At 35.8% G+C, this 17,600-nt stretch carries 15 protein-coding genes and 2 pseudogenes; 3 read left to right on the top strand and 14 right to left on the bottom strand.

The features are described from left to right. Positions 1-24: 24 nt before the first annotated feature. The 10 genes from ribF to G577_RS0101715 all read right to left on the bottom strand — a co-directional run bounded on the left by ribF (position 25) and on the right by G577_RS0101715 (position 10,284). Positions 25-972 (bottom strand): riboflavin biosynthesis protein RibF, encoded by a 948-nt coding sequence (ribF, locus tag G577_RS0101760; protein WP_028789677.1) that lies wholly within the window; start codon positions 970-972, stop codon positions 25-27. Positions 973-986: 14 nt separating this feature from the next. Beyond that, entirely contained in the window at positions 987-1,913 is a 927-nt protein-coding gene (gene truB / locus G577_RS0101755) for a tRNA pseudouridine(55) synthase TruB (protein ID WP_028789676.1), read from the bottom strand. Positions 1,914-2,067: 154 nt separating this feature from the next. Beyond that, positions 2,068-2,421 (bottom strand): 30S ribosome-binding factor RbfA, encoded by a 354-nt coding sequence (rbfA, locus tag G577_RS0101750; RefSeq protein ID WP_028789675.1) that lies wholly within the window; start codon positions 2,419-2,421, stop codon positions 2,068-2,070. Positions 2,422-2,452: 31 nt separating this feature from the next. Next, the gene (gene infB, locus G577_RS0101745) at positions 2,453-4,963 is read right to left on the bottom strand and encodes a translation initiation factor IF-2 (RefSeq protein ID WP_028789674.1); all 2,511 of its coding nucleotides are present in this window, start codon (positions 4,961-4,963) and stop codon (positions 2,453-2,455) included. A gap of 12 nt (positions 4,964-4,975) precedes the next feature. Beyond that, positions 4,976-5,278 carry a L7Ae/L30e/S12e/Gadd45 family ribosomal protein gene (locus G577_RS0101740; protein WP_028789673.1) on the bottom strand — a complete coding sequence of 101 codons (303 nt, stop codon included), beginning with the start codon at positions 5,276-5,278 and terminating at the stop codon, positions 4,976-4,978. After that, positions 5,271-5,567, bottom strand: coding sequence for an RNase P modulator RnpM (gene rnpM / locus G577_RS0101735; protein WP_028789672.1), 297 nt, complete (start codon positions 5,565-5,567; stop codon positions 5,271-5,273). The genes G577_RS0101740 and rnpM overlap by 8 nt, the downstream gene beginning before the upstream one ends. Before the next feature lie 12 nt (positions 5,568-5,579). Further along, positions 5,580-6,767, bottom strand: coding sequence for a transcription termination factor NusA (nusA, locus tag G577_RS0101730; RefSeq protein WP_028789671.1), 1,188 nt, complete (start codon positions 6,765-6,767; stop codon positions 5,580-5,582). Between the two features lie 20 nt (positions 6,768-6,787). After that, complete coding sequence (gene rimP / locus G577_RS0101725; RefSeq protein ID WP_028789670.1) at positions 6,788-7,261, bottom strand: ribosome maturation factor RimP; 474 nt, start codon at positions 7,259-7,261, stop codon at positions 6,788-6,790. A gap of 238 nt (positions 7,262-7,499) precedes the next feature. Beyond that, positions 7,500-9,437 (bottom strand): threonine--tRNA ligase, encoded by a 1,938-nt coding sequence (thrS, locus tag G577_RS0101720; protein ID WP_038023044.1) that lies wholly within the window; start codon positions 9,435-9,437, stop codon positions 7,500-7,502. 472 nt (positions 9,438-9,909) lie between these two features. Continuing rightward, a complete protein-coding gene (locus G577_RS0101715) occupies positions 9,910-10,284 on the bottom strand; it encodes a DUF488 domain-containing protein (RefSeq protein ID WP_028789668.1) in 375 nt (124 codons plus the stop codon). Positions 10,285-10,366: 82 nt separating this feature from the next. On the opposite strand from G577_RS0101715, the pseudogene G577_RS10870 reads away from it, so the two are divergent. Then, positions 10,367-10,965 (top strand): annotated as a pseudogene (locus tag G577_RS10870) (NUDIX hydrolase N-terminal domain-containing protein). Positions 10,966-10,981: 16 nt separating this feature from the next. Continuing rightward, positions 10,982-12,007 (top strand): GNAT family N-acetyltransferase, encoded by a 1,026-nt coding sequence (locus tag G577_RS11695; RefSeq protein WP_081675711.1) that lies wholly within the window; start codon positions 10,982-10,984, stop codon positions 12,005-12,007. A gap of 33 nt (positions 12,008-12,040) precedes the next feature. Here G577_RS11695 and G577_RS0101700 read toward each other — a convergent pair whose 3' ends face one another. Next, on the bottom strand, positions 12,041-12,760 hold the full coding sequence (locus G577_RS0101700) for an aspartate/glutamate racemase family protein (RefSeq protein WP_028789667.1): 720 nt from the start codon (positions 12,758-12,760) through the stop codon (positions 12,041-12,043). Positions 12,761-12,766: 6 nt separating this feature from the next. Then, positions 12,767-14,032, bottom strand: a complete 1,266-nt coding sequence (locus tag G577_RS0101695) for a carboxylate--amine ligase (RefSeq protein WP_038023040.1) — start codon at positions 14,030-14,032, stop codon at positions 12,767-12,769. Positions 14,033-14,235: 203 nt separating this feature from the next. Here G577_RS0101695 and helD point away from each other — a divergent pair, with 203 nt between their 5' ends. Beyond that, a complete protein-coding gene (gene helD / locus G577_RS0101690; RefSeq protein WP_028789665.1) occupies positions 14,236-16,527 on the top strand; it encodes an RNA polymerase recycling motor HelD in 2,292 nt (763 codons plus the stop codon). A 49-nt stretch (positions 16,528-16,576) separates the two neighbouring features. Here helD and G577_RS0101685 read toward each other — a convergent pair whose 3' ends face one another. Together G577_RS0101685 and G577_RS10860 are read right to left on the bottom strand one after the other, a co-directional pair. Beyond that, positions 16,577-17,218, bottom strand: coding sequence for a hypothetical protein (locus G577_RS0101685; RefSeq protein ID WP_028789664.1), 642 nt, complete (start codon positions 17,216-17,218; stop codon positions 16,577-16,579). A 202-nt stretch (positions 17,219-17,420) separates the two neighbouring features. After that, a pseudogene (locus G577_RS10860) lies at positions 17,421-17,600 on the bottom strand (ISLre2-like element ISTeha1 family transposase); the annotation flags it as partial.

The following is a 17,600-nucleotide window of genomic DNA, read 5'->3' as shown; positions in this document are numbered from 1 at the left end:
TAATTTAATACTTTCACAACAAACTCAACGTTTCATCGCTGCAAAATACTGCCGTGTATCCTCTTCATCTTTTTTTAATTGTTGAATGAGTTCTTCTGCACCATTAAAAGCCACCTGATCTCGTAAAAGATGATTCCATTGCACGCTAACCTGCTCGCCATAAACATCTTGAGTAAAGTCTAAAATATATACTTCAACAGTTAATTGTCTTCCTTGTTCAAAGGTATCATTGTGACCAATCGAACCCATTGCAGGGTACCATGTTTCTCCTATTTTAATTTCTGTTGCATATACGCCTTCCTTAGGTAAACGCGTATTACTATCTACTTTAATGTTTGCGGTCGGAAATCCTAAAGTACGACCTCTAGCATCGCCATGCACTACAATTCCATCGATTTCATAAGTATAGCCTAACAAATCAGCGGCTTTTTCCATATTTCCTTGATCTAAGCATTCTCTAATACGGGTTGAACTAATTTTATCACTATCCTGTGTTTTTTTAGAAACTGTGACTACTTCAAAATATCCCCTAGAATATTGCGGTAACCGCTGCATATTTGCCACATCTGCGAGTCCATAAGTATAGTCAAATCCTGCAACAGCATATTTTGCGTGCAAATCAATAATATATTTATCTACAAATTCTTGAGGGCTTAAACTAGCAAATAAGGAAGTAAAATCAACAATGTATAAATAATCTACGCCTAACTGACTCATTAACCGTTCTTTTTGTTCCAAACTAGTTAAATATTTTACATCATTTGGATTGGTCTTTTTAAAAACAATTGAAGGATGTTGGTTAAAGGTCATTACCGCGAGCTTTAATCCTTGTTTATTGGCAATCTTTCTTCCAGTTTCAATTACTTTTTGGTGTCCTTTATGCACACCATCAAAAAAGCCTAATACTAAAACAACTTCTTCTTCAGGAATAGTTTCTTTTGTATAAGGATGACGTAATTCGATGACTTCCATAAAACACTAAGCTCCTAACTAATCTCGTTCTTTAATACTTTTAACGGCTTCAAGCCGTCCTTCTCATTTTTATTTGGCTCATAAAGACTAACTACCTGATTTTTATAAAAAACAGCCACAGGTTTTTTGGGCAGCTCTTCTAGTTGAAAAGCTTGGTAAGGTAAACGCATGCCGTTTTTTACTTTTTGCCATAACGCATCAGAAATGTCGATTCTTTGAAAACGCTGAACGCCGTATTCTAGCGGAAATAATATATTCTCAATATTTCCTTTTTCCATCACTGCTTTTACTTGATTTAATGTAACTGCTTGTTCTGCTGTAAAATAAGCACTTTTAGTACGAGTCAAATCAGACATATGGGCACTTACGCCAAGTACCTTCCCCGTATCAACAGCTAAAGTTCGCACATAGGTCCCTTTTTGACAAGCTACTCTAAAATGCCAAGATTGTAGTTGCTCTTTTTCATTATAAACGGAGGCGTCCGTACGAAAAAAAGAGTGAATCATGACTTTACGTTGAGGACGTTCTACGTCTTCTCCTTGCCTAGCATATTCATATAAACGTTTGCCATTAACTTTAACAGCTGAATACATCGGAGGAGTCTGAACAATTTGACCGACCAAGGTTTGTATTGCTTGATCAATGGCTTCATTTGTAAAGGGGGTTGGGAGAGCATCTTGTTGGATAACCTCTCCGGCAGCATCTTCGGTATTTGTCGCGTATCCTAAAGTAATCTCTCCTTCATATTCTTTGCCAGAATCTGTTAAAAATTCAACCACTTTTGTTGCCTTCCCGATACAAATGGGTAATATGCCATCGACATCTGGATCAAGTGTCCCTCCATGTCCAACCTTTTTCGTATGTAAAATTTTTCTTAACTTAGACACGCAATCATGGCTTGTCATTCCACGTTCTTTCCATAAAGGTAAAATTCCGTCCATAGTCTCTCCTTTTTTATTTTATTATTATAACATAACTTTTTTAACAAACTTATGAATTTTTCACAAAAAAACAGATACCTTCTGCTATGACCCAAAAAGTCAAAGGGTAATTTAACTTTTAAAGGATCACGACAGATCGATATCTGATTATCTGTTACTCTTCATTTTCATGTAATTCGCGAATCATTTCATCAATTCTTTCCCCATATTCAATCGATTCATCCAGTTCAAAGAAAAGTTCAGGCGTTTTGTAGGTGCTTAAGGCCTGGCCTACTTCACGCCGAAAAAGTCCGCTTGCCTTTTCTAGTCCTGCTTGTGCTTCTTTTTTTTCCGAATCAGCACTAGATAAAATACTATAATAGATTGTTGCTTGCTGTAAATCCCCAGTAACATCTACATCAGTAATAGTTACTCCTTGTACTCGTGGATCACGAATTTTCTTTTGTAAGACCTGAGTCACTTCTTTTAGTATTTCTTGAGCGACTCTTCGGTCTCGATAATTTGCCATGAAATTGCCCTCCTATATCAATTATCTAACATCATGATTGTTTCGGTTTAACTTCTTCCATAACAAATCCTTCAATAGTATCGTCTACTTTGAGATCATTATATTTTTCAATGGTAGCTCCACATTCATAGCCAGATTTAACTTCTTTAGCATCATCTTTAAAGCGTTTCAAACTTGCTAGTTTACCTTCAAAAATAACAATACCATCACGAATCACACGCACACCGCTGTCACGATAAATCGTGCCTTCCATCACGTAACAACCAGCAATTATTCCTATTTTAGAAGCTTTATAAATTTCACGAACGACCATTTGACCCGTAATTTTTTCTTCATACTCAGGATCAAGCATCCCTTGCATTGCTGTTTCAATTTCATCAATGGCTTGATAAATGACACGATGCAAACGAATGTCTACTTCTTCTGTTTCTGCTTGTTGTCTTGCGCGTGAAGTTGGTCTTACATTAAAACCAATAATAATTGCGTTACTAGCAGCCGCTAAAGTAATATCACTTTCGTTAATCGCGCCAACTGCTGCATGGACAATATTTACTTTTACACCTTCGACCTCAATTTTTTGCAAAGAAGCGCTCAATGCTTCGGCTGATCCTTGTACATCTGCTTTAATAATTACATTTACTTCTTTCAATTCGCCTTCTTTAAGACTTTCAAACAAATTATCCAAAGTAACCCGTGAATTACTTGCACGGTGTTCCATTAAAGCTCGTTTCGCTCTTTCTTCTCCTGCTTGCCGCGCTTTTTTCTCATCTTCAAACACGACAAAACGATCGCCAGCTTGTGGTACTCCATTTAGTCCAGAAATTTCAACTGGTGTTGCAGGTTTAGCTGATTTATCTCGTCGACCTAAGTCATTAGTCATTACCCGTACACGACCATAGTTATTGCCTACTACAATTGGATCGCCAACTTGTAACGTTCCTTCTTGTACTAATAAGGTAGCTACTGGACCTTTTCCTTTATCTAATCGAGCTTCAACAACTGAACCAATAGCCCGTTTTGTCGGATCAGCTTTTAGGTCTTCAACTTCAGCTACCAATAAAATCATTTCTAATAATTCTTCAATGTTTTGATTAAACTTCGCTGAAATTTCTACAAAAATCGTATCGCCGCCCCAGGCTTCAGGAACTAATTCATACTCGCTCAGTTCTTGCATAACTTTTTGTGGATTTGCTCCAGGTTTATCAACCTTATTAACTGCCACAATAAGTGGTACTTCAGCTGCTTTAGCGTGGTTAATTGCTTCAATCGTTTGTGGCATAACACCATCATCAGCCGCTACAACTAGCACGGTAATATCTGTGATGCTTGCTCCTCTTGCACGCATGCTAGTAAAAGCCGCATGTCCAGGAGTGTCTAAAAAGGTAATTGGTTTATCATCAATATTCAACTGATAAGCACCGATATGTTGGGTAATCCCGCCTGCTTCTCCGCTAGTTACACGAGAATGACGCAAATTATCAAGTAATGTGGTTTTTCCATGGTCGACATGTCCCATGATAGTAACTACAGGTGGACGTGAAACAAGGTTTTCTTCGTTGACTTCTTCTGATTCGAAGAATTTATCAATATCTGCAATATCAACTTCTACTTTTTCTTCGGGTTTAATGCCATAATCTTCTGCTAAGAGTTCAATCGTATCTTTATCAAGTGGCTGATTTTGATTCACCATGACGCCAAGCATAAATAGTTTTTTGATAATTTCTGCTGGTTCACGACGGATTTTCTTAGCAATTTCTGCTACATTCATCCCTTCCGTATATTCTAATACTTCAGGTAATTCATGGAACTTACGTTGGGAAGCTGCAGGTTTTTTAGTTTGTTGCTGTTGCTTATTTTTCCCTTTTTTATTTGACTTGTTCCGATTTTTATTATTGTAGTTATTGTTATTGCCTTTATTTTCATTATTATTGCGCGTGCGGTTTTTACGTTGCTCACCGGTATTGCCTTGTTTCCCTTTATTTTCTTGTTCCTTTTTAGCCTGTTGTTTAGGTTGTTCTGAAGCTTGCGTTTTAGCAGATTTTTGCGGTTGACTTTTTTCCACCGTTTTATGCGTTGACTCTTGTTTTTGTGAACGATTTTGTGCTTTATCTTGCCGTTGCTTTTGCTCATTGGATTGCGCAGTTTGTTGTTGATTTTGCGCATTTTTTTGCTTGTTAGACTGGCTTGTTTGAGAAGTGCTTTTTGCACTTTGCGTCTGTTGTGTACCTTGCGCCTGGGTTTGTTGTCTAGCTTTTCCTGATTGAGTCGTTTGTTTCTGACGATTTTGAAATTTCGAATTGTTTCTTTGTGTTTGAAATTTCTTTTCTTTCGTACTTTGTTTGTTATTTGCTGGCTTTTGATTTGATGATTGACTATCTTGTGCTGAGGCACTCACGCTTTGGCGGACTTTTTGTTCCTCTGATTCAGAGAGCGAACCCATATGGTTGTTGACGTCAAATCCTAGTGATTGTGCTGTTTCAACGATTTCTTTACTTGGTTTGTTCATTTCTTTTGCAAGTTCATATATTCTTTTTTTTCCCATGCAATCACCTTCCTAACTTGATGTTAGTTCCTTAATTTTATTTGCAAACCCGTTATCTAATACACCGATAACCATTCGGTTCTTACCAATTGCTCGGCTTATCTCTTCCGAATACAGACAGTTAACAAATGGAACTTGATAAAAAGTACTTTTATCTTTGACCCTCTTTTGGGTATTTTCACCAGCATCTTCAGCCACTAAAACTAATTTTACTTTGCGAGCACGTATTTTTTGAAGTGTCATCTCTTCACCTGTTACAAGTTTACCAGCCCGCATAGCCAATCCTAGCATGTTCAAAGCTTTTTGTTTACTCATTGCCAAACAACTCACGACGAGCCTTCTGGTGCGAAACATAATCAAGTAATTCTTGATAAAATTCATCACTTAATTTTGTTTCTAATACTCGATCTAAAATTCGTTTATCCCAAGCTAATTGAGCTTCTTCTGGCTCAACTGCGATATAAGCCCCACGTCCTGGTTTTTTCCCTGTTGGATCAATCGAAACTTCACCTTCTTTTGAACGAGTAATGCGTAATAGTTGTTTTTTAGGTATCATTTCTCCAGATACAACAGATTTTCGCAAAGGAATTTTTCTTTTCTTCATTTAAAGACCTCCCTATAGTTCTGTTTCAGAGTCATCTGATTCATTCGAAACGATCTCTTCTTCAGAAGGACTGTTTTCATTTTCATCCGATAAGGTATCTTTTGTTTCTGTTACTTCTTCATCTGAAGGTGTATCCTCTTCCTCATCTAATTGAGCGTAGAATTCTTCCATGTCAGATTCTGATTTAATATCAATTTTATAGGCAGTTAATTTTGCTGCTAAACGAGCATTTTGCCCACGCTTTCCTATAGCTAGTGATAATTGATGATCCGGTACAACTACAGTACAAACTTTGGGATTTTCTACCTCAAAAATAACGTCACTAACTTCTGAAGGGTTCAAAGAATTAGCAATATAGATTGCTGGGTCTTCATTCCATTCAACAATATCCATATTTTCCCCTTTGAGTTCATTCACTAAAGATTGAACACGTTGGCCTTGGGGTCCAACGCAAGTGCCTACTGGATCGATATCAGGATCTGCAGCACGTACAGCAATTTTTGCACGATCTCCAGCTTCACGTGCAATACTTACAATTTCAACTGTACCATCATAAATTTCTGGTACTTCTTGCTCAAATAAACGACGTACTAGGTCTGGGTGTGTTCGACTGACAAATACTTGTGGGCCTTTTGACGTATTTTCAACTCGTGTTACATATACTTTAATGCGATCATGAGCTTGAAAATGTTCATTAGGTATTTGATCCTGTTTTGATAGCACAGCTTCAATTTTACCTAAGTTCACATAAATGTATCGATGGTCTTGGCGCTCAACAACCCCTTGCATAATTTCATTTTCATAAGCTGAAAATTCTTCATAAATAATGGAACGCTCCGCTTCTCGAACTCGTTGTAAAATCACCTGTTTAGCCGTTTGAGCTGCAATGCGACCAAAATCCTTAGGGGTTACTTCAAAACGAATCTTATCCCCTACTTCATAAGCTGTGTTAATTTCGGTAGCCTCTTCTAACGAGATTTCTAATTGCGAATCCATAACTTCATCTGTGACTTCTTTTACCGCAAAAACATGGATGTCACCTTCATTTTCATCAAAATCTACTTCCACATTTTGTGATTGCCCATAGTTACGTTTATAAGCTGAAACTAGGGCCGACTCCAGCGCTTCAATAACAATAGATTTAGAAACTCCTTTTTCTGCTTCTAAGGTATCTAATGCATTTAACATTTCTTTACTCATTCTTTTTGATTCCCCCGTATTTATATTTGAACAGCTAAATGAGCTTTTGCAATTTTCTTACGATCAATTGTGATCTCTTTTTCTCTAGTTTTGATACGAATTTTTAAAACAATTTGATTGGTATCCACAGATTGCAAAAATCCGTCATATTGTTTTTGGTTATCTATCGGTTCATATAAAGAAACATGAATATAGTTTCCCACTGCTTTTTGATAATCTTCTTCATTTTTTAAAGGCCGTTCTGCTCCAGGAGAAGAAACTTCTAGAAAATACGCTTGAGGAATTGGATCAGGTTCTGCATTATCCAACTTTTCACTTAAACGTTCACTAACATAAGCGCATTCTTCAATATCAATGCCGTCTTCTTTATCAATAAAAACACGGAGATACCAACTTTTTCCTTCTTTTACAAATTCTAAATCAACCAATTCATAATTGTTTTCTTCTAATATGGGCATCACCATATCTTTTACAGTATCAACGACTGCACTCACTAGTTATCCCCCTCCTTTAGCTAATTATAATAACTTTTTTCCATAAAAAGAGTGAGGGAATTTTCTGCCCTCACTCACCTCTCGTATCAATACTTTTTCAATATAGCATATAATTTGCTTAAACTCAAGTCTCATGCACTTTTTTTGAAAAAGTATGATCGATTTCTTTCAAACAATAAAAATTAGGTAAGAAAAAAGACCGAGGTTCCAGAGTACTCGCTGAAACCTCGGTCTTTTCTTACGATCGACTATAATTATTTACATCTGAAACGATAGCATCAATGAACATATTTGTAGGTTGAACTTCTGTTTCTTTACTGCCATATCGACGCACATTAACAGTAGATTCTGCCATTTCATTATCTCCTACGACAATTTGGTAAGGAATTTTTTGTGTTTGTGATGCTCGAATTTTATAGCCCATCTTTTCATTTCGTTCATCCACTTCAACTCTTATCCCTTGTTCTTGCAAACGCTCCTTAACCTCATAAGCATAATCAGCGTGCAAATCAACTGAAACTGGAATAATCGTCGCTTGGATAGGGGCTAGCCAAGTAGGAAACGCCCCTTTGTACACTTCGGTTAAATGAGCCACAAAACGTTCCATGGTGGATACAATCCCTCGATGAATAACAACTGGACGATGTGTATTTTCGCCATCTTCACCTACATAGGTTAAATCGAAGCGTTCTGGCATTAAGAAATCAAGTTGGATTGTTGACAATGTTTCTTCCATACCTAACGCAGTTTTGACTTGCACATCTAGTTTAGGGCCATAAAAAGCAGCCTCACCTTCAGCTTCATAATATTGTACACCTAACTCATCTAATGCTTCTTTTAAAACAAATTGCGCATGTTCCCACATCTGATCATCATCAAAGTATTTTTCTTTATCGTTAGGGTCGCGGTAACTTAAGCGGAATCGATAATCGTTAATATTGAAGTCTTTATATACCGCAGTCATTAGTTCCAATGTTCGTTTAAATTCTTCTTTAATTTGATCAGGACGTACAAAAGTATGCCCATCATTTAAGGTCATTTCACGTACTCGCTGTAAACCAGATAAAGCGCCAGATTTTTCATAGCGATGCATTTGTCCAAGTTCAGCTATTCGGATTGGTAATTCACGATAAGAGTGAATGTCATTTTTATAAACCATCATATGATGAGGACAGTTCATCGGGCGTAAAACCAGCATTTCTCCATCGCCCATATCCATTGGAGGAAACATGTCTTCATGATAATGTTCCCAGTGCCCAGATTGTTTATAAAAATCAACATTAGCCATAATGGGTGTATACACATGTTGATACCCCAAACTAACTTCTTTATCTACAATGTATCTTTCAATGATTCGACGAATAGTAGCTCCTTTGGGCAACCAAAAAGGTAAACCTGAACCAACTTCAGAGGAGACCATAAATAAACCAAGCTCTTTTCCTAGTTTACGGTGATCTCGTTCTTTAGCTTCCTCTCTTTCTTTAATAAATGTTTTTAGATCCTTTTTATTAAAGAAAGCTGTACCATAAACACGTTGCATCATTTGATTGCTTGAATTTCCACGCCAATAAGCACCAGCAACAGAAAGAAGTTTAAAGACTTGGATACGACCCGTTGAAGGCACATGAGGACCACGACATAAGTCCACAAAATCGCCTTGATCATAAGCAGTAATTTGTTCATCCTCTGGCATATCATTAATTAATTCGACTTTATAAGGATCATCTGCAAAAAGTTTAAGAGCTTCTTCTTTTGTTAAAACTTTGCGAGAAATTGGATTATTTTCCTTAACAATATTCATCATTTCCGCTTCAATTGCAGGCAAATCTTCTGATGTTACTGGACTTTCGCCATTATCTGTATCATAATAAAAACCTGTTTCAATAGCTGGTCCTACCCCAAAATGAATATTAGGGTACAAACGACGCATCGCATTGGCCATCAAATGAGCTGTTGAATGGCGCAAAATTCCTAAAGCATCTTCATGGTCGGGTGTCACAATTTCAATTGCCCCATCTTCAGTAATAGGACGGTCTAAATCGATTAATTGTCCATTAAATTTCCCAGCTAGTGCTTTTTTTGCCAAGCTATTACTAATGCTTTCAGCAATTTCTTTAGGTGTAATACCAGATTCTAATTCTTTTATAGAATCATCTGGAAAAGTGATTTTTAACATATTATTCCTCCTGTTAATGATTTGGTTGATAAAAAAGTCGTTTTATTACAAATTCCTGTTTATTTTGTAATAAAAAAAGCCCTAGCATCATACTGATACTAGGACGAGTTTATTCGCGGTTCCACCTAATTTTGAATACATTACTGCATTCCTCATTTGCTGTAACGGAGCGCCCGCCCTTGTTTTGTCAAGAGTTTCCAAAGTGGTCCGTACTTGGGTTGCTTTTAGAAAAGTTTCAGCCTAGCTTTTCCTCTCTGATAAAAGGACGCACAAGTCCGGTTGTCTTTTTCATCAATCAATTATGGCTTCATTTAACCACTTCTTAAAAAATTTTGCAAGCTTATCGATGGATTTTATTCGTTTTTTTGAATCAATCAAAACAAAACCAATTATCTAGGTAAAACCAACAAGTCCTGGATATATATAATAGTGGTTCAGCTGTAAAATTTTTGTGTCTTTTATTCGTAATCTTTCATTGATGGTCTCCTATTTTTTGTAAAAGATAGTCCTTTAAAACGACCGCCTGATTCTCTTTTTTGTCTTTAGCGCCATAAATAAGTGTCACGTTATCTTTTTTTAACCACTCGGCAATTTGATTCACAAATGCTTGTGTTTTATCGTTATTGTCTAATTCTTTTTTATATTCATTTTTAAACCAAGAAAATTTTTGGGGATCATGGCCAAAGGTTTTGCGTAACTCATTAGTCGGAGCCACCTCTTTTTCCCATAAAGATAACTGCAACTTCTCTTTTTTTACCCCTCGTGGCCACATCCGATCGACCAAAACTCGTTTTCCATCTGAAGTTTCAATATCCTCGTAAGCACGCTTTGTTTGTAACTGTCCCATAAAAAACCGGCTCCTTTTCCCATTTTCTTTATTATAACTTGATGCTAAAATGAAAAGCAAATATTAAAAAAGAATGGCATGCATGGATTATCTAGCGACCTATAAAGAATTATTATCTATCGCACAAGCAGGATTGCACTACGGCAATGACTCATTTGATCTTGTTCGTTATCAGGAACTAATGATTTGGCTTTACGGTTAATTCAAAGTCTTGGAGGTGAACCACAGGAAATAATAGATGATTTATTCTCTCATGAAACGGGTTACCAAACACCTAAAGTAGATGTTCGAGCGTGGATAATACAAGACAATAAGGTATTGCTTGTACAAGATCATAAAACCCACAAATGGTCTTTACCCGGGGGTTATGCAGATGTCGGTTATTCTCCTAAAGAAAACATTCGCAAAGAAGTCTATGAAGAAACAGGTCTTCATGTGGATGTTCAACAGCTAAAAGCGATTTTCGATACAAACTTACGCAAAGATATTCCACAAGCTTTCCAATACTACAAATTCGTATTTGCTTGTGAAATCTTGAGTGGTTCTTTTACTGAAAGTCTGGAAACAAGTCAAATGGATTACTTCTCCCTCGACAACCTTCCCGTACTCTCTAAAAAACGAACCACCAAAGAACAACTCATACAATTAAGGCAACAAGAAGGGCTTAGCAAGTTTGAATAGTCGAGGAGATGAGAAAATGGAAAATATTGGCACGATACAGTTGCAGACAAACCGACTCACCTTACGCTTATTAACCATTAGAGATGCCTATCAAATGTTTAATCATTGGGGAGCCGATTCTAAAGTGACAAAGTTTCTTTCATGGAAGCCTTATCAAACAGTTCAAGATGTCGAAAATAATTTAAGTGAGTATCAAAAAAATTATATTGATCCCGATTATTTTTTATGGGGGATTGAAGAAAAATCAACGCAACAGCTCATCGGGACCATTTCGGCAAGTATCGCCAATAAAGCAAGTAAAACTGCAGAAGTTGGCTATTGTATTGGTCAACATTGGTGGAATAAAGGATATACTAGCGAAAGTTTGGAAAAAGTGATTGCTTATCTGTTTGAAAAAAACGGGTTTGAAAGAATAGAAGGTCTCTATGATACAAAAAATCCTGCTTCAGGAAAAGTCATGCAAAAAGCAGGCATGTCCTATGAAGGAACATTTCATCAAAGACTTGTGAATAACCGTGGTGTTGTAGATGAGTCTTGCTATGCTATTTTAAAAAGAGACTATACAAGCAAAAAAGCTGAACAGCAAATTAGTCGATTTTTAAACCAATCAGCGATTTCCTATGAATTACTACGACACAAAGCCGTTTCTACAGTAAAAGAAATTGATTTTGAGCTCCCTGCTACTCAAGTCAAAAATTTATTTTTAAAAGGAAAAAAATCTTTTTATTTCATTATTTTACCAGAAGGTCAACGAGCACCTCTGAAAAAAATCGCTCATGAAGTAGAAGAAAATCATTTATCTTTCGCCTCTGATAACGAAATGAGTCAAATTTTACACTCAACTCAAGGCGCGGTCTCTCCTTTAGGTTTATTGTTTGATACAAAACAACAAGTCCAGTTAATGATGGACAGTCAGATTGATCCAAGAGAAAATATTGGCTTTCATCCAAATCAAAATGATAAAACATTCATTTTTAGTTTTTCTGATTTCTTGTTTTTTCTTAGTCAAATTAATCACACACCAAAATATATAGATATATAAAAAGAGAGCGAACAAAAAATTTCGCTCTCTTTTTTAGGACCGATTGTCTAAAGCTCGTCGAATTGTTTCATTGGCTAATTCTGATTGAGCATCAACAACAGGATATTTTGTATTTTGTGTAAATTCTTGTACCAAAGATAATTCAGTACATCCTAAAACCATCACATCACAAGAAAATTCCTCAGACATTTTACGCAGAATTTGATAAAATAACTCTTCATTGAAAAAGTGATTTTCTTTAACATCTCGATAAATCAAATTTGTAACATCTTGTTGTAAAGCAGCATCAGGTAAAACCACTTCTAAATTACCAAATTTCGTTAATTCATTTTCATAAACTTTTGTTTGGATCGTTCCCTCCGTAGCTAATAAACCTACACGAGTCTTTCCAGTACTTTTGGCAAATGTTTTATTTACCGTTTTTACGGCAAGTCTTGGCATGTGTAGGATCGGAATATCCGTTTCTTCTTGTAATTCATCAAAAAAATGATGCGCCGTATTGCATGTAAGCACAAAAAAGTCCGGTTCGAAACGGCTATACTGTTGAATATCTTCTTTTATAGCAAGGGAAGGATCATCTTCTGAATTTCCTAAAATATAGTCGGTTCGATCAGGTACAGTCGCATGGTTAACTAAAAGATAATTCAAGTAATCTTGATCCGCATGAATGGGCGTTCGTTCATTTAATACGTGGATAAAACTTTCGGTAGCTAACGTCCCCATACCGCCTAAAATTGTAAAAAAATTTTTCATTATTATCTATTTCTTTCTAAAGTATTTTTTATACCTATCATGATATAAATAAAAAATGCGTTTGACAAGTATATAGCGTTTTAGACTCATGTCTTCTTTGTAATATAACGTATTCCCATACTTTTTATCTGTCAAATACTGTAAAGCGCGATCCTTATCTGGTCCTTCTTCAATATATTCCTTTAGAATTTTTTCTGGGACACCAATCCACAATTTATCTCCTCTAGCATAAGTTGTTTCAGTAAAAGGCGTTTCTAATACATAATCCTCCACTAAATACTTGGCTAAATTATAACCGCCTAATGTCACACAAAAACTACTTCTTCCTTGGCGCAAATTAATTTCAAATAATTTATATTCGCCATCTCTTTCGTCATATTTCATATCAAAGTTAGCAAAACCAACATATTCGATTTTTTCTAAAAAGTTTTTCATTTGATCAAAAACTTTTTCATTATAATCTGGCATGATAGCTACATAGTTCCCTACTGCTTCTGGCGTCGGGTCTTCTAATAATGGGTGACCTAAATAAAGCATTCGTACATTGTGGTTTTGGTCCACATAAGCGTTTAACACACGCATACGTGAATCATCGCCTGGAATAAAATTTTGGCAAATCATTTCTGAAGTATAACCAGCTTGATAGACTTTTTTTAAAATGTCATCAACTTCTTCTTGAGAGTATAGAATAAAAGCTTTTTTGCGTCCTTCAAACTCAACATTCAAATACTCAACACTGTCTGAAGGTTTTAAAGCAACAGGAAAACCAAAAGGTAATTCAACTGAGGATTGATTTTCTACCATTTCTTTCGTAATAATTAACGTATCTGGATAAGGCAGACCATATTTTTCACATGTTCGATAAAAAGCCGCTTTATCTTCTAAAGTTTCTTGGGTCTTAGCATCTACCGTTGGACAAATAAAGCGTTGACTTAGCTCTGTTCTATTATGAGTAATCAATTCAGTATATCCATCGCCACAAGGTACTAAGATAATCTTTCGAGGATCGTCTTTATACTGTGCCATCAATTCTCGCATGACTTTCATAAAGCCTTCTGGTTCAGAAAAACCAGGGTGTGTATGCACATTGACAATTTTACTATATTTTGTAGGAGCAAGCTGACCCGCACCATGAGCTTCTGAAACCGTACCATATGCTTCATGAAATGAACGCGCCATTCCATAAACATTAATGTCGCTTCCTAATAAAAGAGGTAAAAATTGCTCGTTTACTTTTGTATCCACAGCTAAAATCACTTTCTTTCTAGACATTTTCATCCATTTATATTTATTTGAAAGTATACCATAAATAAAACAACAAATGCAGCCATTATTTTTATAATGTTTTACTAATTTTTCCTTTAAAAGAAAATAGAAAGTAGTTCTATTCTTTCACATAACACCTTGATTTATGCTATAATTTTATGATGGAATTTCTATGAGAAAAAGACAAACTTATCATTGGAGGTAAGTTCATGAACGAACGGCAATATGAAGAAAAACATTTAGCACAAACCATTTCTTTAATTAAAAATGAAAACCAAATATTAAAAGAGCAACAAAACGAACTACAACAATCAATGCAAAGTCAACTAAAAGAAGTTGCCGAAAATACGATCAATACCGCAACAGAAGAATCTTTTTATGAATCCGTGGTTGAATACCGTCAACACGAACATGAATTAACACTACGTTATCAAAGCGCAGAAGCAAAAGCTAAACGCCTAAATACACTACAAACGATGGCACAATCTCCTTATTTTGCACGCATTGATTTTAGAGAAGATCAAGAACCGACAGAAACATTATACTTAGGGATTGCTTCGTTACGAGATAAAAATGATAATACCATTATTATTGACTGGCGTGCTCCAATTGCTAATCTATATTACGAAGGAGAATTAGGAGAGGCTTATTATAAGGCGAATAAAGAAACGTTTCATGTTGATTTATTATTAAAACGACAATTTAAAATTCAAAACGGACAGCTCCTTTCGATGGTAGATACCTCAGAAATGATTAATGATGATTTCTTACTAGATATTTTGGACGAAACGTCTTCTCCACAAATGAAAAATATCGTCTCAACCATCCAAAAAGCTCAAAATAAAATTATTCGAGATACTTCAAGTAAATATATGGTGATTGAGGGGATTGCAGGGAGTGGGAAAACATCTGCTTTACTACAACGTGTCGCCTTTTTATTGTACCACCACCGGAATTGGTTAAATATTGATCAAGTGCTACTATTTTCTCCTAATCATTTATTTTCAGATTATATTTCCATGGTTTTACCTTCTCTAGGAGAAAGTGAAGCACCAACTCAGACCTTTACCAATTTTTTACAACTTTTAGTTCCTAGATACACCATTCGAAATGTAGCGCAAGAAGAAGAGCAATTTCTAAACGGAGAAAACAATCCTATTCAAAAATTAAAAAATGGTCTAACTGCTTTAGATCAGATCCCATCTTACATTGATTCTATTACCGATTTCGGTCCTATTTTCCGTGATTTAAAGGTAAATGATCAAGTTTATATTCCAAAAAAACAAATCCGTAAATGGTATAAAGAAACAAATTCAATACTGCCGCTTTATCAACGGATACAACTTTTGCAAACAAAGATATTGAAAAAAATCGGCGGGCTACAAAAAGAGGAAGCAAAAAAAGAATGGGTGAAAGAACGTGCGTCAGAAAAAATCGATGAAATATACGAAAATAATCCTGATCTAGAGGACTCAGAGGAAAAAGAAAAGCAACTTACGAAACAAGTCAAACAGGATCTAGTCAAAAATAAATTTCGACCATTAGTTAAGCAAGTCAATCATTATCGGTTTATCAATTTTGCCAAACAATATATCCACTTTTTAAAACAATTTCCGTCCGAAATTTTACAAAAATACAACATTTCGGCAAAGAATTGGGAAGACAGTATACAAGTGATTCGTCAACAAATGAAAAATAAAGAAATACTGCAAGAGGATGCTCTGCTATACTTTTCCCTTTTAAAGGATATCTATCCCGTAAACATTGAGCATAATGTTCGTTTTATTTTCATTGATGAAATGCAAGATTTTCCTCCTGCACAAGCAGCTCTTTTAAAACAACTTTTCCCAAGAGCATCAATAACATTGTGCGGGGACTTAAATCAGAAAGTTTTTGGTAATGAAACGATTGTCAATTCACTTGATGAACTATTTGATCAAGAAGAAGTGACTCGCTACCAGTTAACAACCAGTTATCGCTCGACAAAAGAAATTACTGCTTTTGCCAATCAATTTTTATCCCAAGAAGATCAAGTACAAACGACGGCAAGAAATGGGAAACAGCCTTTAATTGTTAATGCTTCCAATCAAACTCAAGCAGTTGATTGGCTGATGAAAGATCTATTTGATCATTCTAAGCAAAAAACACAGTGGCGTAGTGCTATTATTGGAAAAACAACAAAAGAGTGTGAAGCATTGTATGAATTACTGGCAGATTCTACTAAAAAACAAATTCAATTGATTACTTCTGAAGATGAGTTTATGAAACGTTCCATTATCATTATTCCTGCCTATTTAGCTAAAGGGCTAGAATTTGATCGTGTATATGCTTGGCATGTCGCAGAAAACTTTTCAGTAAATGACCAGCTTATTCTTTATACGATCGCTAGCCGTGCTATGCATGAACTCAATGTCATTACTTATGAACAAGGCAGTCCATTATTGGAAAAACTTTCACCAGACACCTATCAAAAGACAGATCTATCAACAGAATGGTCGTAATTTAAAAAGGCTGAGACGCTCGTCAATTCTACGAACGTTTCAGCCTTTTTTAAATAAAAAATGTCGTTTCGGGATACTTCAATTGCACTACTTGTAAGATCATCCGCAATTCAGAAACGTTGATCGGATTATCTTCATCAAAAATGCGACTATGACGTCCAATTTGTCCACTTTCGATTAAACGATAAATTCGATTCCATACAACAAACTCTTCTAAAGTTTTAAACTGACTAATAGGAAAGCCGCCGCCATCTAAAATTTCAGATAAACGGAAAGCTACATAAGCACTATCCACGTACATTTTGCCAGGAGAAGTCTCGGTTGGTGCACGATAACTGACGATCGCTTTTTCCGGACGATTATTAATCAACCAATCTAATAGGACGAAAAATCCCGGCATGCGACTTGATTCACTAAATAACTTTTGTGATTCATTAGCGCTACGAAAAACCATCGGAATAAAGATATCTCTTTTATACACTAACATCGGAGCACTTTTAATCGAACATTCCAAATACCGATTTAAATAACTAGGACCACTGTAATCCCCAATACGATAACCATCTACCCCAAGTGACTTATACTTTTCAGCAAGTTCAGAACAATCCGAAATAGACAATGCCGTTTTGGACAAAGTTTCATATCCACTTAAAACTCGCTGAAAGGGCTTTAAAGTTATTTCTTTATCCACTACTCAACCCCCTATTTTAAACACTTCTTAGAAGTAATCATAACACAAATTTTTAAAATTGGCTTATAACAAATGAAATATGTATGTGTCAAGTTTATTGAGGTTGAATAAAAAAACCGTCTTTTGGGGCAGACACGAAGTTATTTTCAACCTCACTTTCGTTCGGTTTGCCCTCATTATCTCTAACAAAAACAAGTTTTTATTAGAGATAATTCGGGGTCATTATTAATTGGTTTAATCCTTTGGCGAATTGGCCTAAAGGGGCACTTTTCGCTTTTCCTTCGCCCATTTGCCCTTTAAACGCACCTTCATGAGCTTGAAAATGAGGTTTTTTCTGTACCCAGCGTTTCATAGCTTGCCAACGCTTTTCTTGAGCGACGAC

It is taken from the genome of Tetragenococcus muriaticus DSM 15685, assembly GCF_000423785.1.
Classification (GTDB): Bacteria; Bacillota; Bacilli; order Lactobacillales; family Enterococcaceae; genus Tetragenococcus; species Tetragenococcus muriaticus.
The sequence above is the reverse complement of the archived record's forward strand: the minus strand, read 5'-3'. Positions and strand labels throughout refer to the sequence as shown.

What these genes read in the sequence shown, in the direction of transcription:
- thrS (WP_038023044.1), bottom strand. Translation starts at nt 9,437, where the DNA reads ATGTTAAAAATCACTTTTCCAGATGATTCTATAAAAGAATTAGAATCT.
- G577_RS0101740 (WP_028789673.1), bottom strand. Translation starts at nt 5,278, where the DNA reads ATGAGTAAACAAAAAGCTTTGAACATGCTAGGATTGGCTATGCGGGCT.
- helD (WP_028789665.1), top strand. Translation starts at nt 14,236, where the DNA reads ATGAACGAACGGCAATATGAAGAAAAACATTTAGCACAAACCATTTCT.
- G577_RS0101700 (WP_028789667.1), bottom strand. Translation starts at nt 12,760, where the DNA reads ATGAAAAATTTTTTTACAATTTTAGGCGGTATGGGGACGTTAGCTACC.
- G577_RS11695 (WP_081675711.1), top strand. Translation starts at nt 10,982, where the DNA reads ATGGAAAATATTGGCACGATACAGTTGCAGACAAACCGACTCACCTTA.
- infB (WP_028789674.1), bottom strand. Translation starts at nt 4,963, where the DNA reads ATGGGAAAAAAAAGAATATATGAACTTGCAAAAGAAATGAACAAACCA.
- rbfA (WP_028789675.1), bottom strand. Translation starts at nt 2,421, where the DNA reads ATGGCAAATTATCGAGACCGAAGAGTCGCTCAAGAAATACTAAAAGAA.
- G577_RS0101715 (WP_028789668.1), bottom strand. Translation starts at nt 10,284, where the DNA reads ATGGGACAGTTACAAACAAAGCGTGCTTACGAGGATATTGAAACTTCA.
- G577_RS0101695 (WP_038023040.1), bottom strand. Translation starts at nt 14,032, where the DNA reads ATGTCTAGAAAGAAAGTGATTTTAGCTGTGGATACAAAAGTAAACGAG.
- truB (WP_028789676.1), bottom strand. Translation starts at nt 1,913, where the DNA reads ATGGACGGAATTTTACCTTTATGGAAAGAACGTGGAATGACAAGCCAT.
- nusA (WP_028789671.1), bottom strand. Translation starts at nt 6,767, where the DNA reads ATGAGTAAAGAAATGTTAAATGCATTAGATACCTTAGAAGCAGAAAAA.
- rnpM (WP_028789672.1), bottom strand. Translation starts at nt 5,567, where the DNA reads ATGAAGAAAAGAAAAATTCCTTTGCGAAAATCTGTTGTATCTGGAGAA.
- ribF (WP_028789677.1), bottom strand. Translation starts at nt 972, where the DNA reads ATGGAAGTCATCGAATTACGTCATCCTTATACAAAAGAAACTATTCCT.